Annotated in this window: 13 protein-coding genes; 7 read left to right on the top strand and 6 right to left on the bottom strand. The window is 71.4% G+C overall.

Annotated features, from left to right (window positions below; genetic code table 11):
* The first annotated feature begins 210 nt into the window (after positions 1 to 210).
* Together ABIC70_RS17150 and gshB are read left to right on the top strand one after the other, a co-directional pair.
* Entirely contained in the window at positions 211 to 504 is a 294-nt protein-coding gene (locus ABIC70_RS17150; protein ID WP_043349730.1) for a hypothetical protein, read from the top strand.
* 49 nt (positions 505 to 553) lie between these two features.
* Positions 554 to 1,510, top strand: a complete 957-nt coding sequence (gene gshB, locus ABIC70_RS17145) for a glutathione synthase (protein ID WP_354440279.1) — start codon at positions 554 to 556, stop codon at positions 1,508 to 1,510.
* Between the two features lie 12 nt (positions 1,511 to 1,522).
* On the opposite strand, the gene ABIC70_RS17140 is transcribed toward gshB, so the two are convergent.
* Positions 1,523 to 3,058: a cation:proton antiporter gene (locus ABIC70_RS17140; RefSeq protein WP_043349735.1), complete on the bottom strand. Its 1,536-nt coding sequence runs from the start codon at positions 3,056 to 3,058 to the stop codon at positions 1,523 to 1,525.
* Between the two features lie 57 nt (positions 3,059 to 3,115).
* Positions 3,116 to 4,555 (bottom strand): carbohydrate porin, encoded by a 1,440-nt coding sequence (locus tag ABIC70_RS17135; protein ID WP_043388785.1) that lies wholly within the window; start codon positions 4,553 to 4,555, stop codon positions 3,116 to 3,118.
* 121 nt (positions 4,556 to 4,676) lie between these two features.
* On the opposite strand from ABIC70_RS17135, the gene ABIC70_RS17130 reads away from it, so the two are divergent.
* Positions 4,677 to 6,275 carry a gamma-glutamyltransferase family protein gene (locus ABIC70_RS17130; protein ID WP_354440276.1) on the top strand — a complete coding sequence of 533 codons (1,599 nt, stop codon included), beginning with the start codon at positions 4,677 to 4,679 and terminating at the stop codon, positions 6,273 to 6,275.
* Between the two features lie 38 nt (positions 6,276 to 6,313).
* Here ABIC70_RS17130 and ABIC70_RS17125 read toward each other — a convergent pair whose 3' ends face one another.
* The 3 genes from ABIC70_RS17125 to ABIC70_RS17115 all read right to left on the bottom strand — a co-directional run bounded on the left by ABIC70_RS17125 (position 6,314) and on the right by ABIC70_RS17115 (position 8,932).
* Positions 6,314 to 7,171, bottom strand: coding sequence for a class I SAM-dependent methyltransferase (locus tag ABIC70_RS17125; protein ID WP_354440274.1), 858 nt, complete (start codon positions 7,169 to 7,171; stop codon positions 6,314 to 6,316).
* 10 nt (positions 7,172 to 7,181) lie between these two features.
* Positions 7,182 to 7,691, bottom strand: a complete 510-nt coding sequence (locus ABIC70_RS17120; protein ID WP_179698329.1) for an OsmC family protein — start codon at positions 7,689 to 7,691, stop codon at positions 7,182 to 7,184.
* A 116-nt stretch (positions 7,692 to 7,807) separates the two neighbouring features.
* A complete protein-coding gene (locus tag ABIC70_RS17115; RefSeq protein WP_287090516.1) occupies positions 7,808 to 8,932 on the bottom strand; it encodes an aminotransferase class I/II-fold pyridoxal phosphate-dependent enzyme in 1,125 nt (374 codons plus the stop codon).
* Between the two features lie 91 nt (positions 8,933 to 9,023).
* Between ABIC70_RS17115 and ABIC70_RS17110 the strand changes: the two genes are divergently transcribed.
* The 3 genes from ABIC70_RS17110 to ABIC70_RS17100 all read left to right on the top strand — a co-directional run bounded on the left by ABIC70_RS17110 (position 9,024) and on the right by ABIC70_RS17100 (position 11,524).
* Complete coding sequence (locus tag ABIC70_RS17110; RefSeq protein ID WP_354440271.1) at positions 9,024 to 10,289, top strand: adenosylmethionine--8-amino-7-oxononanoate transaminase; 1,266 nt, start codon at positions 9,024 to 9,026, stop codon at positions 10,287 to 10,289.
* A 134-nt stretch (positions 10,290 to 10,423) separates the two neighbouring features.
* Entirely contained in the window at positions 10,424 to 10,813 is a 390-nt protein-coding gene (locus ABIC70_RS17105) for a response regulator (RefSeq protein ID WP_020093672.1), read from the top strand.
* 135 nt (positions 10,814 to 10,948) lie between these two features.
* Positions 10,949 to 11,524, top strand: a complete 576-nt coding sequence (locus tag ABIC70_RS17100) for a MarR family winged helix-turn-helix transcriptional regulator (RefSeq protein WP_051976358.1) — start codon at positions 10,949 to 10,951, stop codon at positions 11,522 to 11,524.
* 10 nt (positions 11,525 to 11,534) lie between these two features.
* On the opposite strand, the gene zigA is transcribed toward ABIC70_RS17100, so the two are convergent.
* Entirely contained in the window at positions 11,535 to 12,758 is a 1,224-nt protein-coding gene (gene zigA, locus ABIC70_RS17095) for a zinc metallochaperone GTPase ZigA (RefSeq protein WP_354440269.1), read from the bottom strand.
* Positions 12,759 to 13,008: 250 nt separating this feature from the next.
* Here zigA and ABIC70_RS17090 point away from each other — a divergent pair, with 250 nt between their 5' ends.
* A complete protein-coding gene (locus ABIC70_RS17090; protein WP_403091208.1) occupies positions 13,009 to 15,087 on the top strand; it encodes a TonB-dependent receptor in 2,079 nt (692 codons plus the stop codon).
* Positions 15,088 to 15,247 lie beyond the last annotated feature (160 nt).

Here is a 15,247-nt window from a genome sequence, read left to right as displayed (position 1 = left end):
CTTATGTGGACCGTCGTGTCTTGTCGGACGCCGCCGCCGTGCGACCCGCGAGCCACACCGCGGCGAAGCGTGGTCGCGACGTTCCTGCGCGGAACCCCTCGGGACCTCCAACGCTTGCCTACCGCCCGGCCCGACCGATATGCCGGACGCGGGCGATTGCGGGACCGCCGCGTCGGTTCTCCGCCCGAGCGAGATTGAGGACACCGCTGAATGCGACTGGTTCCGGAACGATCCCTGCGCGCCGCCCGCCGCCGCGGGTTGGCTACTGCGGCGCTGGCGCTGTTCGCGCTGACGGCTGGCCCCGCCTATGCCCAGCGCGAGGACCAAGGCCTGCAGCTTGGCTGCGCCAACGACTATTTCCGCCTCTGCGCGGGCGTCGACCCGAACAGCCAGGACGCGGATCGCTGCATGATGCGCAACCGCAAGCGCCTGTCTCCCGAATGCCGGTCGGCGATCGGCGACTACGACAAGCGCACGGGCAGCAAGTCTCTGTCCGACGATTGAGATTGCCGCATCCGGTTGTGATGCCCGCCGTGGGCGAGGGGCGTTTGGTATGAGCCTGACCGTCGCGGTTCAGATGGACCCGATCCAGAATATCCGGATCGCGGGTGACACGACCTTTGCCCTGCTGCTGGAGGCCCAGCGGCGGGGGCATACGCTCGTCTACTACACGCCGGACCGGCTCTCGATGCAGGGCCGGCGCGTGACCGCGCGGGTCGAACGCCTGAGCGTGCAGGACGTCGAAGGCGCGCATTACACCCTGGCGCCACCGGAGCGGCTCGACCTGGCCGAGGCGGACGTGGTGCTGATGCGGCAGGATCCGCCCTTCGACATGGCCTACATCACGGCCACCCACATGCTCGAGCGGATCCATCCGGAGACCCTCGTGGTCAACGATCCATTCGAGGTGCGCAACGCGCCCGAGAAGCTGTTCGTCCTCGATTTTCCCGAGTTGATGCCGCCGACCCTGATCAGCCGCGACAAGGCGGAGATCGAGGCCTTCCGGCTGGAGCACGGGACGGTGGCGATGAAGCCGCTGCACGGGCATGGCGGCGCGGCCGTGTTCAAGGTCACCGAGAAGGACCCGAATTTCGGCTCGATGTTCGACCTGTTCGCCACGACCTTCCGGGAGGCCTGGGTCGTGCAGCGTTACCTCGACCGGGTCACGGAGGGTGACAAGCGCATCATCCTGGTCGACGGCGTCCCCATGGGCGCGGTCAACCGCGTCCCGGCGGCGAACGACATCCGCTCCAACATGGTCCGCGGCGGGGCCGCCTCCGCCTCCGAGCTGACCGACCGCGAACGTGAGATCTGCGCCACGATCGGGCCCGAGCTGGCGCGGCGGGGCCTGATCCTGGTGGGGATCGACGTGATCGACGGGCACCTCACCGAGATCAACGTCACCTCGCCCACCGGCATCCGGGCGATACAGCGGCTCGGGGGCCCCGACCTGTCCATCGCCGTCTGGGATGCGATCGAGGCCCGGATCGCGGCACGCAAGGGCGTGTGACGGCGCGCGGTCTCAGGTCTCCGCGCGCGGCGTCGCGCTGAGTTCGGCCCAGTCGAACTCCTCCTCCAGCAGGAAATAGGCGTCGTCGCCGATCCGGCCCTGGCGGCGCAGGGCGAGCACCGCGTCGCGGGCGGCCTCGACGGCTTGGCGCCGGGCGGCGTCCGCCGGCAGGCTCTCCGGCGCCAGGCCCTCGTCGTGCGCCTCCGCCTCCGCGAGGGCTGCGCGGAACTCGGCGCGCAGCGCGTCGGTCGCCGGCGCGTCCTCCGCATCCGCGAGGCTGTCGAGGGCGGCCTTGTAGGCCGCCGCCCGGGCCCGGCCCGTCTCACGCCCCACGGGGTCGTCGTCCTCGAGCCGCAGATGGGCGAGCAGCGGCCGCAGGGTCAGGCCCTGAACGATCAGGGTTCCGAGCACCGTGACGAAGGCGGCGACGACCACGAGATCCCGGTGCGGGAACTGGGCAGGCAGCGCCAGGGCGGCCGCCACGGTGACGATCCCGCGCATGCCCGCCCAGGACAGGGCGATGCCCGGCCCCAGCCGCGCCGGAACTCCGGCCTGGCGGAGGCCGAATTCGCGGATCCCGGTGGTCGGCAGGACCCAGGCGAGGCGGGTCACCACCACGGTGGCGAAGGTCGCGCCCGCGAGGATCAGGGCCTGCCACGCATCCGCGCCGCTCAGCCGCTCCCGGATCGGGTCGATCTGGATGCCGATCAGCACGAAGGCCAGGACGTTGAGCACGAACACCGCCGTGTCCCAGACGGCGTAGGAGATCACCCGGGCCCGGGGCGCGGTGACGCCGGGGGCCCGGCGGGCGACCGTCACCGCGAAGGTCACGATGGTCAGGACCCCCGACAGCTCGAGCCGCTCCGCGGCGAGCCAGATCCCGAAGGCGGCGACGAACTGCATCACGATCGCGCTCGCCGGGTCGGTCACGCGCCGGGTCACGGCCACGAACAGCAGGCCGAGGCAGGGGCCGACGACGAGGCTCGCGACGACGCCCAGGAGGAACGCCGGCGCCACCTCCGCCGGGTGGAAGGTGCCGGCCATCGCGGCCGTCACGCCGAGCCGGTAGATCAGCAGCGAGGCCGCGTCGTTGAGCAGGCTCTCGCCACGCAGGATCGTGGCGAGCCGGTGCGGCATCGGCGCGTGCTTGAGCACCGCCAGTGCCGCCACGGCGTCGGGCGGCGCGACCACGGCACCGAGCACGATGCAGGCGGAGAGCGGCATGTCCGGGACGACGAGCCGCGCCACGACCGCGACGGCGAGCGTGGTCACCGCCACCGCCCCGACCGCGAGCCCGGCCACCGCGCGCCAGTTCTCCTTCAGATCCCGCACGGAGGCGTCGAAGCCGGCATCGAGCAGGACCGGAGCCAGGAACAGCGCGAGCGCCAGTTCGGGATCGAGCCGCAGGTTCGGGACGCCGGGGACGAAGGCGAGGCCGACACCGCCCAGCGCCAGGAAGGCCGGATATGGCGCCCCGAGCCGACGTGCGACACCGGCCAGGAGGACGGCGCCGAACAGGACGCCGACGACCCACTCGAAGACTAACATGCTGCTGAAAGAGGCGGAGCCCCGGGACCGTTCCGGGGCCCACGGTCGCAGGCCGGCTCAGTACTGCACGGTGGCGCGTACCCCAAGCACCGCCGCGTTGCGCAGCCGGCGGCCGTCCGGACCGGCGATGCCGGCGCCCGGCCGGATGACGTATTGCGCGTCGGGCTGAACCGTGAAGCCCGGCACGACCACGGCCTGATAGGTCGCCTCGATCACCGCCTCGGCGCGGCGGCGGGGCATCGGCATGCCCGAGTAGAGGATCGTGTCCCGGTCGGCCCGCTGGGCCTCGTCGCTGATGCGTGCGTAGGCGACGCTGAGGCCGATCGTGTCGTCGTCGCGCCCGTCGAACAGGCCCTTGTAGGCCAGCCCGGTATCCAGGTAGGCGTCGATCAGGCTGGAGCGGGTGGGCGACCACGCGGCACGCACGAAGAAGCCGAGGCCCTCGTCGTCCTTGCCGGATTCCCGGTAGAGGGTCTGGTCGTAGATCGCGTAGAGGCCGGCATTGCCGCGCACCGGCCGGCCGATCCCGGTGGCGTTCGGGTCGGCGAGCGGCACGCCGGTGATGTCGAAGCGCAGGCTGTCGAACCGGCCGAAATGTTGCCAGCCGCCCAGGGTGATGTCGCCGGGCAGGCCCCGGGAACCGGGCGCGATGTTGTACGCGTAGGTGGCCTCGGCGATGATCAGGGCCGGATCGCGCAGGCGGAAATTGGTGCCCGTCCGGTCGAGGCGCTGCGCCTCCGGATCGTCACCCGGACGGTTCGCACCGGCCGGATCACCGTCGTAGAGCCCGACCTGCAGGGAAAAGCCGTTGCCCGGCACGTATTTGGCCCGGATCGCCGGGGCTGCGAGCGGGTAGGCCGGCCCGCCGCTCGGCAGGTCGAGCCCGGTGATGACCGGCCAGCCGAAGGTCGAGTTCACGAACAGCGTCGCGGTCTGGCTGACGAAGAACTCGGTGTCGGCAGCCTGCTGCCCGATCCGGATCCCGAGCTGGCCGTCCATCAGGCTCTGGTCGAACCAGAGCACGTAGAGCCGCGTGGACGGCAGCGCCTCGATGACGCTCGTGGTCAGCAGGTTGCCGACATAGTAGCGCGACAGGCCGGTGCCGTGGATGAAGTAGGCGTTGGCATGGACCGTGGCGCCTTGCCAGCCCGCCAGCCGGTCGAGGTCGAGGTTGAGGCGCAGGTTGAGGCGATCCTCGACGATCGCACCCTGTCGAAGGCCGCCGACCGGATTGCCGAGCACGTCGGCGATGTAGGTCAGGCTGTACGCGATGCCCCGTTCCTTCAGGACCGGGCGGATCCCGAGCGGGTCGCCGAGCGGGCCGAGAGAGGGCTCCACCGAGCGGACATAGCCGCCGGAGGCCTGGCTGGTGGTCTCCGGCTGCGAGACCGAGATGCGCGGATCGGCGCCCGCGCCCTCGTACACGGTCCGCGTCTGGGCCGCAGCGGGAAGGGTCGACAGGCCGAGGGCCAGCCAGGAAATGAGTTTGCAGGACATCGGCCGCTTCTGGGCGACAGCACACGCGCAGCATAGCATGGCCCGCCGCCCGTATGCGCTTGGTCTTTGCAGGAGGCGTCGCCTCGCCTAACCCTGCGGCCGGTACACCACAGGACCGTCGATGCCCGAGACCCCCGTCTTCACGTCCGCCGCCGTCGCCGCACCCCACAGCCTCGCCGCCCAGGCCGGCCAGACCGTCCTCGCCCAGGGGGGCAACGCCATCGAGGCGATGGTGGCGATGGCCGCCTCTATCGCGGTGGTCTATCCGCACATGAACGGCATCGGCGGCGACGGGTTCTGGCTGGTGCGCGAGCGGGGCGGCCGGGTGCGGGGCATCGAGGCCTGTGGCCCGGCCGGGCGTCTCGCCACGATCCCCCGCTACCGCGAGAAGGGCTACGACGCGATCCCCGCGCGGGGACCCGACGCCATGGTCACGGTGGCGGGCGCGGTGGGCGGCTGGCGCCTCGCCCTGGAGCTGGCGCGGGCGCTCGGCGGCCGCCTGCCCCTGGAGACGCTCTTCGCCGACGCGATCGGTCAGGCCCGAGCCGGCGTCGCGGTCTCGCCCTCGGAGGCACGCTACGTGCCCCAGGAACTCGACACGCTCCACGACACGCCAAACTTTGCGGCCACCTTCTTGAAGGACGGCAAGCCCTATCCCGCCGGAGAGACCCGCGCGCTGCCCCGCCTCGCCGATACCCTGGAGCAGCTCGCTCATGCGGGGCTCGGCGACTTCTATCGCGGCGATATCGGCCGGGAGATCGCCGCCGACCTGGAGCGCCTCGGTGCGCCGGTCACCCGGGCGGATCTGGAGGCCTTCGCGGCGGTGGAGCGGGCGCCCCTGTCGATCCGGCGCCGCGACGCGACGCTCTACAACTTCCCGCCGCCGACCCAGGGGCTCGCCGCCCTGCTGATCCTCGGGATCTTCGACCGGCTGAACGTCTCCGAGCCCGAACGCACGGCCCATTATCACGGGCTGATCGAGGCGACGAAGCGGGCCTTCGCGATCCGCGACCGGGTGGTCACCGATTTCGCCCGCCTGCGGCACGACCCCGCCGCCTTCCTGACCCCGGAACGGCTGGCCCGCGAGGCCGCGCTGATCGACATGGGTCGCGCAGCCCGGGTACCCCTGCCCGATCCGGGTCACGGCGACACGGTCTGGATGGGCGCGATCGACAAGGACGGGCTTGCCGTCTCCTACATCCAGTCGGTCTACTGGGAGTACGGCTCCGGCACGGTGCTGCCCGCCACCGGCATCTGCTGGCAGAACCGGGGCATGTCGTTCTCCCTCGACCCGAAGGCCGTGAATCCCCTGGAGCCGGGGCGGCGCCCCTTCCACACGCTGATCCCGGCGCTCGCCGCCTTCGACGACGGCCGTGTGATGAGCTACGGCAGCATGGGCGGCGACGGGCAGCCGCAATTCCAGGCCCAGATCTTCACCCGCTACGCCGATTACGGGATGTCGGTGGCCGATGCCGTCGACGCGCCGCGCCTGCTCTACGGGCGCACCTGGGGGGCGCCCTCGCTCAGCGTGAAGGTGGAGGACCGGTTCGATTCGGCCTGCATCGCGGCCCTCGGCCGACTCGGCCACGAGATCGAGGAACTGGGCGGACCCTACATCGACTCGCTCGGGCACGCGGGCATGCTGGTCCGCCATCCCCGGAACGGTCGGATCGAGGCGACCCACGACCCGCGCTCGGACGGCGGCGCCCTGGGACTCTGAGAGAACGCGCCGCCCGCCCGGCGGCGCGGGATGCCGGCTCAGCCCGCCTGAACGAGCCAGCAGGCGGCGCGCAGGCGCACGGCGCCACCCGCCGCGTGCCGCGCGAGGGCCGCCGCCACGGCCGCCTCGGCCCGCGCCCGGAGATCCGGTGCGGCCTCGCGGACGAGGTGGGAGCTGGGGCCGAGGTTCAGGGAGACGTGGGTGGCCGCCGCGGTCGCCGCCGCGTCGGTCTCGCCCTGACCGACGACGATGTCCCGGTCGAGCGCGTCGCAGGTCACGCCGGCGAACCCGGCGGCGCGCAGGAGCGCGACCAGCGGGTCGGGGTCGGCGAAGCGGAAGGGCCCCGGCGTGTCGGGCTGCGGCGGAGGCGGGGGCTCCGGCAGGAGCGGAAGCACCGCGTCGCGCGGCACGATCACCCAGTGATTCTCGGGCAAGGTCCGCCAGCACAGGAAGGTCAGCCGGCCGCCCGGCTTGAGCATCCGGCGAATGTTGGCGAAAGCGCCGGCGGAATCCGGGAAGAACATCACGCCGAAGCGCGACAGGATCCCGTCGAAAGGACCGAGATCGGCCGTCCCGACATCCGCCTCCACGAACCGGATCGGGGCGGTGCGTGCAACCTCCGCGGCGGCGCAGTCCCGCGCCACGGCGAGCAGCGGCGCCGAGATGTCGGCCCCCGTGACGCCGCCGCCGGGCCCGACCCTGCGGGCGGCCTCCAGGGTCGTGGCCCCCGCGCCGCAGCCGATATCGAGCACCGTGTCGCCGGGAGCGAGGGGCGTGCGGGCGAACAGCGCCTCCGTCAGCGGGAGGAACATCGCGTCGAGGACGACCTGATTGCGCGCCCAGCGCGTGCCGACCTCGCCGTTCCAGTATTCGGTCTGGGTGATGCCGCCCGCCATGCTCCCTCCGTCAGACCGTGGTCGTGGCCACGGACAGCTCGGGCTTGTGGTTCAGGGTCTGGAACACCACGCAGTAGCGCTCGGTCAGCTTCAGGAGCTGCGCCAGCTTGTCCTCCGGCGCGTCGGTATCGAGTTCGAAGAACAGGCGGATGCTGCGGAAGCCCACCGGCGCCTCCTTGTCGACCCCGAGGGTGCCGCGGAAATCGAGGTCGCCCTCGGCGCTGACCGTGCCGGCGCGCAGCGGGATCTCCAGGGCTGTGGCCACGGCCTTGAGCGTCACCCCCGCGCAGGCGACCAGCGCCTCCAGCAGCATGTCGCCCGAGCACAGCTCCGCCCCCGAACCGCCCGTCGCCGGATGGAGCCCGGCCTCCGCGATGGCGCGGCCCGTCTCGACCTTGCAGGCGATCTTGGTGTCGTCCAGCGTGCCCCTGGCCTTCAGGGTGATGAACGCCGCGTCCGGTGCGGTGCGGTACTTGTCCTTGATCGGAGCCTGGAGGGCTCGCAGCGTGGTGGCGTCCATGGCGTCGTCCTCTCGATTCCGGATCTGACCCGCTTCTCGGCGGCGGGCCGGCCGGAGCGTTCCGGCTCCGTCAGGCGCCCGGTATAGGTGCGCGCCACGCGGACGGGAAGCGGTTCTCAGGCGCGCCCGGTGAGGACGGCCACCGCTTCCGCGAGGGCGTCGACCTGGGCCTCGTCGTGGGCGGCCGAGAAGGCCACCCGCAGCCGCGCGGTCCCGGCCGGCACGGTCGGCGGGCGGATCGCCACCACCAGGAATCCCGAGGCCTCCAGCGCGGCCGAGATGTCGAGCGCCGCCTGCGCCTCGCCGACCAGGACCGGCACGACGGCGCTCTCGGCCTCCGGCAGGCCCAGACGGGCGGTGAAGCGCCGGGCGAGGGTCAGCGGTCGGGCACGCCGGTCGGGTTCCGCCTCCAGGATCGTCAGCGCCTCCAGGGCGGCGGCGGCCGAGGCCGGAGGCAGGCCGGTGGTGTAGACGAAGCTGCGGGCGCGGCTCGTCATCAGGTCGATGACCGGGCGCGAGGCGCAGAGATAGCCGCCATACGAGCCGAGCGCCTTCGACAGGGTGCCCATTTCCAGCGGCGCCCGCGGCCCGTCCTCGACCACGCCGATGCCGTGGGCGTCGTCCACCAGCGTCCAGGCGTCGAAGGTCTCCGCGATGCCCAGGATGTCGCCGAGCGGCGCCCGGTCGCCATCCATGCTGAAGACCCGCTCGGTGAGCACCAGGGCGCGCCCGTAATGGGGGCGGTGCTCCGCGAGCTGGGCCGCGAGGTCGCCGGGATCGTTGTGGCGGAAGGTCAGGACCCGCGCGCCCGACAGCCGCGCGCCGGCCCACATGCAGGCATGGGACAGCGCGTCCAGCAGGACGAGGTCGCCCCGCCCGGCCAGCGCCGGGGTGATGCCGAGATTGGCGAGATAGCCGCTGCCGAAGACCAGGGCGGCCTCCGTGCCCTTGTGGCGCGCGAGGCCGTCCTCCAGCGCGCCGAGATACGGATGGTCGCCGGTCACGAGCCGCGATCCGCCCGACCCCGCGCCGTGGCTCGCGACGGCCGCCTGAGCCGCCGCGATCACCCGCGGGTGATGCGAGAGGCCGAGGTAATCGTTGCAGGAAAAGGAGACGAGCGTCCGGCCCCGTCGTGCCGCCGCGGCGCCGGAGCCGCGCTCCGTCGGCACCAGCGTGCGGCGCAGGCGACCGGCCTCGAGGGCTTCGAGTTTCCCGGTGGCGAAGGCGTCGAGGCTGTCCATGGGGATGGGGATGGGCGATGCCGCGGCGGCAAAGTCAAGCGGCGGGTGCCGGACTCTTGACCCCCGTCCGAGGGGCTTCCATGCCGGACGCATGACCCTCGAAACGCCCGCAGGCCATCTCTGGCGGCCCTACACGCAGATGCGCCTCGCCCCGCCGCCGCTGGAGGCGGTCGCGACGCATGGCACCCGCATCCGCCTCGCCGACGGCCGCGAACTCGTGGACGGCATCGCCTCCTGGTGGACCGCGGTGCACGGCTACAATCACCCGCACATAGCGGGCGCTGTCGCCGACCAGCTCGCGCGCATGCCCCACGTGATGTTCGGCGGCCTCACCCATGCGCCGGCGGAGACGCTGGCGCGCCGGCTCGCCGCCCTGCTGCCGGGCGATCTCGACCACGTCTTCCTGAGCGATTCGGGCTCGGTCGCCGTGGAGGTCGCGCTCAAGATGGCGGCGCAGATGTGGATCAACCGCGGGGTGGGCGGCCGGACGAAGGTCCTGGCGTTCCGGGGCGGCTATCACGGCGACACGATGGGGGCGATGTCGGTTTGCGACCCCGAGGAGGGCATGCATCGCCGCTTCGGTGCCTACCTGCCGAGCCAGATCTTCTGCGACCTGCCGCGAAGCGCGGCCGAGACCGCGGCGCTCGACGCGGCCCTCGCGTCTCATCGCGACACCCTGGCGGCGGTGATTGTCGAGCCGCTGGTCCAGGGTGCGGGCGGGATGCGGACGCACCCGCCTGAGGTGGTCGCGACGATCGCCGGGCTGGCGCGCCGGCACGGACTGCCGCTCATCGCCGACGAGATCTTCACCGGCTTCGGGCGCACCGGCAGCCTGTTCGCCTGCGAGCAGGCGGGAATCGTGCCCGACATCGTCTGCCTGTCGAAGGCCCTTACGGGCGGAACGATGGCGCTCGCCGCCACGGTCGCCCGCACGGAGGTGTTCGCGGCGTTCTGGTCCGAAGACCCCGCGGCCGCGCTGATGCACGGCCCGACCTTCATGGCCAATCCCCTGGCCTGCGCAGCGGCCAATGCCAGCCTCGATCTGTTTGAGGCGGAGCCACGGCTGATCCAGGCCCGCGCCATCGCGGCCCGTCTTGCCGAGGGGCTGGAACCCCTGCGGCGGGTGCGGGGCGTGGCGGATGTCCGGGTACTCGGTGCCATCGGAGCGGTGCAGTTCGCCCGTGCGCCCGACTTGGCCGTCCTCAAGGCGCGATTGCTCGCCCGCGGCGTCTGGGTCCGGCCGTTCGGCGACATCGTCTATCTCACCCCCGCCCTCACGATCGATGCAGCGGATCTCGACCGGCTGATCGAGGCGGTCGCCGCCGTGGTGACCGAGCTGGCGCCCGGATCGGCATGACGACCGGGCGTTCCACATTCCCGTGATCCGTCTCCGCGGGCGCCTGCAACCCGTGACCGTTTCTGCCGTTGGGCCTACGGCTGGAGATGCGTGCGGCGGCCCGCGCGGCCGGACGCTGCCAAAGGGAGTACACAGTGGCGAGCGAGCAGACGGGTTCGAGCGGCGATCGGCCGGTAATCCTCCTCGTCGAGGACGAGGCGCTGACGATCATGGACCTCGGGGACGTGCTGGAGGAAGGCGGCTACGACACCGTTCAGTGCGCCTCGGCCGAGCGCGCGCTGAGCATCCTGCAGGCGCGCCCGGACATCTGCGGCCTGGTCACGGACGTGCAGCTGTCGGGAAAGACCGACGGGTTCGATCTGGCGAGTTCCGTGGCCGAGGCGCGGCCGCAACTGCCGATCCTGATCGTCTCCGGGCGCGCGGCCCCGGATCCGGCCCGCATGCCCGAGCATGCCGAGTTCATCGCCCGGCCCTGCACCGGCGAGGATATCCTGGACCGTCTTCAGCGCCTCATGCACTGCTGATCCGACCTTCACGTCGGCCCCGTCATCGCACCGTCACCGGCCAGCGCCACACGGACCGGAGCGGCCGCGTGACGGGGGTGGACGGTGCAGTTTCAGGATCGTCCGGCGGCCGCCGGCATTAATTCGGGCGCTCCGGTGGGCGACAAGCAGAAGCGCGATCATCAGGACGAAGCTGCGGCCGTGCTCGGCCACACGTCCAAGAAGATGCGGCCGCCCGGCGTCCGCAGCGTCGGTTGGGCGCTGGTGCAGGCGGCGCGCCTGCACCGCGCCCGCACCGGCGACCGGCTGGCCAAGCTGGGGCTTTTCGCCGGCCAGGAGCAGGTGGTGCAGGCGTTGGCTGCGGCCGGCACCATGACCATGGGTGATCTCGCGGCGCTGCTGCGGGTGCGGCCGCCCACCGCGTCCAAGACCGTGACGCGGCTCGCGGCCCTCGGCATCGTCGAGCGCCGGGCCGAGTCGGGCGATGGCCGCGTGGTCCGGGTTCAGCTCACGGAAGCCGGCATGGCCAAGGCCGAGGCGATCGAGCGGATCCAGGAAGAGGTCGAGGCCGAGTTGCTCGACCACCTCGACAAGACCGACCGCCGACGCCTGCGCAAGCTCCTGCGCAAGGCCGCCCGCGGCCTCGCCGAGGCAGCCGGTGCCTCCGGTCAGGTGGCGGAGGCCGATGCCGAGATCGAGGCCGAGGACGAGACGGAGGGCCTGCCGGCCTGACCGGCGGGGCTCAGGCCGCGGCCCGGCGCCAGGCCGGGAACGGATCCGGCAGTTCGCGGTAGGGCGCGGGATCGAAAGGTGCGCGATCCGGTCCGGTGTCCACGAGGCAGGCATCGAGCGCGGCGATGAGCGCGGCGCGGTCCATCCTGGATCCGATGAAGACCAGTTCCTGGCGCCGGTCGCCCCAGACCTCGCTCCAGACCGTATGCAGGCGCTCCCGGAACTCGGGCGCCTCCGGCCAGCGCCGCCGCGGCACCGCCGACCACCAGAACCCCATCGCGGAGACCCTGGCCACGGCCCCCGCCAGGGAGAACTCGCCGACCCAATCCGGTCGCGTCGCCAGCCAGAAATGGCCCTTCGCCCGGATCAGGCCCGGCCAGGTGGCGTTGACGAAGGCGTTGAAGCGCTCGGGGTCGAAGGGGCGCCGGGCCCGGTAGACGAAGGAGGCGATGCCGTATTCCTCGGTCTCCGGCACGTGCGCGTGGGCGCCGTAGAGTTCCTTGAACCAGAGCGGGTGCTGCTGCGCCTTCTCCTCGTCGAACAGGCCGGTGTCGAGGATTTCCGCGAGCGGCGCACGTCCGTGATCGGTCTCGAGGATGCGGGCGTCGGCGTTCAGGCCGCGCACAACCGAGCGGACCAGCGCGAGATGCTCGGGTGAGACGTCATGCGCCTTGTTGATCACCACCACGTCGGCGAACTCGATCTGCTCCACGAGCAGGTCCACGAGCGTGCGCGTATCCTCGGCGCCCGCGGTCTCCCCGCGCTCACGCAGGAACGCGGCCGAGCCGTAATCCTTCAGCAGGTTCACCGCGTCGACCACGGTCACCATCGTGTCGAGCCGGGCCAGATCCGACAGGGAGCGGCCCGCCTCGTCCCGGAACGAGAAGGTCGACGCGATCGGGAGCGGTTCGGCGATGCCGGTGCCCTCGATCAGCAGGTAATCGAACCGCCCGGTCTCCGACAGGCGGCGGACCTCGGCGAGCAGATCGTCGCGCAGGGTGCAGCAGATGCAGCCGTTGGTCATCTCGACGAGGGTCTCGTCCGTCCGGGACAGGTCGGCTCCGCCCGCGCGGACGAGGTCGGCATCGATGTTGACCTCGCTCATGTCGTTCACGATCACCGCCACCCGGCGGCCGTCGCGGTTGTTCAGAACATGATTGAGCAGCGTCGTTTTGCCGGCTCCGAGAAAGCCGGACAGAACGGTGACGGGCAGGCGGCGATCGGGCTGTGTCATGCCGCAATCAAAATGTTATAACATTTCAAAGTCAAGGCAGTGAAACGCGCCGCAGCGGCGGGACCCGGCGAAGCTGTTGCAACGATGTAACGTTTCTCAAGCGTGTCGGGGTGGCGCGGGATTACACCTTGCACCTGACCCGAGGTCCGCGACACTGAAACAGTATAACACTATGTGAGTCTCCATGTCCCGCCTGCGTCGCCTCCGCTTCCTTGCCGGCACAATGCTGTCCTCGACCGTCTGCACCGGCATGTTGGCTCCGTCGGTTGCCCGGGCCCAGCAGGCCGTCACCCTCGACGAGATCAGCGTCACCAGTCCGAGCCCGATCCAGGCCCCGCGCACCGCGCCGATCGCCGACGCGGCGGTCCCGATCGGCGTTCTGCCGGTGGCGACCAACACCTTCTCCCCCGTCACCGTGGTTACCCAGGAGCAGATCGCGCGCGATCAGCCCCGGACCTTGGGCGACGCCCTGTTCGACAGGCCTGGCATCTCCGGCACGTCCTACGCCCCGGGCGCGGCCTCACGGCCGATCATCCGCGGTCTCGACAACGCCCGGGTGCGCATCCAGGAGAATGGCATCGTCAACGGCGGCGTGTCCGACCTCGGCGAGGACCATGCCGTGCCGGTGAATCCGCTGGTGGCCGACCGGATCGAGGTGATCCGCGGCCCCGCGACCTTGCGCTACGGCTCCGGCGCCATCGGCGGCGTGGTCTCGGCGGACAACAACCGGGTGCCGACCTTCATTCCGGCGAACGGGGTGCAGGGGCAGGTGACCACCGGCTTCTCCAGCGTGGACAACGGCCGGCTCGGGGCCGCCACGGTGGATGCCGGCGGCGATGGCATCGCGGTCCACGCCGACGGCTTCAAGACGGCCAACGACAGCTACGCGATCCCCGGCGGGATCCAGCGCAACTCCTACAACGAGTCGCAGGGCGGCGCGGTCGGCATCTCGGCGATCGGCGACCGCGGCTTCGTCGGCATCTCCTTCAGCCACTACGACGCCATCTATGCGATCCCCGGCGGCGTGGCGGAGCAGGACCGGACCCGGCTGACCCCGAACCAGGATCGGGTGCTGTCGCGGGGCGAGTACCGGCCCCTCGACGGCCCCTTCGAGGTGATCCGCTACTGGGCGGGCTACTCGGTCTATCGCCACAACGAGGTCGGCATCGGCGAGGACGGGATCGAGGGCGTCCAGGCGATCTTCAAGAACCGGGAGGCCGAAGGGCGCCTGGAACTCCAGCACGTCCCGGTCTTCACGGATCTCGGCAAGCTCACCGGCGCGCTCGGCTTCCAGTCGGACCGGCGTGTGATCAACACGCAGCTCGAATCGTTCCTGCCCAAGACCGAGTCCCGTGCCAACGCGGTCTACCTGTTCGAGGAGCTGGAGCTGCGTCCGGGCACGCGTCTGCAGGCGGCCGGGCGCTACGAGGTCGATCGGCTGTCGAGTACGGCCGCACAGTTCCCCAGCGATTACGTGCCGGTCGACGGGCAGGAGCCGTTCCAGTACGCCCGGACCCGCCGCTTCGCGCCGAAGAGCGCCAGTATCGGCGCCCTGCAGGATCTGCCCTACGGCTTCGTGGCGAGCCTCACCGGCTCCTATGTCGAGCGCGGACCCACCGGTTACGAGCTGTTCTCGCAGGGGCCCCACGACGCCACCGCGACCTTCGAGATCGGCAACCCGAACCTCAAGAAGGAGCGCGCCCGGACCGTCGAGGCCAGCATCCGGCGGGCCGAGGGACCCTTCCGCCTCGACGCCACCGGCTACTTCACGCGCTATACCGGCTTCATCTACCGCAACTACACGGGGCTGACCTGCGACGACGACTTCGCCTCTTGCGGTGTCGGCACCGACAACCGGCAGATCGTCTATCAGCAGCAGAACGCGACCTTCTACGGCGCCGAGATCATCGGCCAGTACGACCTCCTGCCGGTGGGCAACGGCTTCGCCGGCATCGAGGGGCAGTTCGATTTCGTCCGCGCCCAGTTCGACAACGGCACCAACGTGCCGCGCATCCCGCCCTACCGGCTCGGCGGCGGCGTCTACCTGCGGGCCGACGGATGGTTCGCGCGGGTGAACCTCATCCACGCCTTCAGCCACGACGCCACGGCGGTCTACGAGACGCCCACGCCCGGCTACGACGACCTGCGGGCCGAGCTGAGCTACACCAAGGCGGTCGATCCCGCGGTCTACGGGGCGAGCGCGATCACCCTCGGCGTCCAGGGCCGCAACCTCCTGAACGACGACATCCGCAACTCGACCTCGTTCAAGAAGGACGAGATCCTGCTGCCGGGGCGGAACGTGCGGCTGTTCCTGACGGCGCGGTTCTGAACGTTCCGGCCGCCACGGCGCTGTCCCTGCGCGAGCGGCGAAGCCATCCAGGGCTGCGCCGGACGTCGCGTTGTCGGCGGGCACCGGGTCACTGCGCTTTCGGCGTGACGACCAAGCGGGCGTGATCGGCCGCGTCGGGCACCGGGAGCCTCGGCCGGCC

The sequence above is a fragment of the Methylobacterium sp. 1973 genome, assembly GCF_040545035.1.
Lineage (GTDB): Bacteria > Pseudomonadota > Alphaproteobacteria > Rhizobiales > Beijerinckiaceae > Methylobacterium > Methylobacterium fujisawaense.
This window is presented reverse-complemented; position numbering and strand designations above follow the sequence as displayed.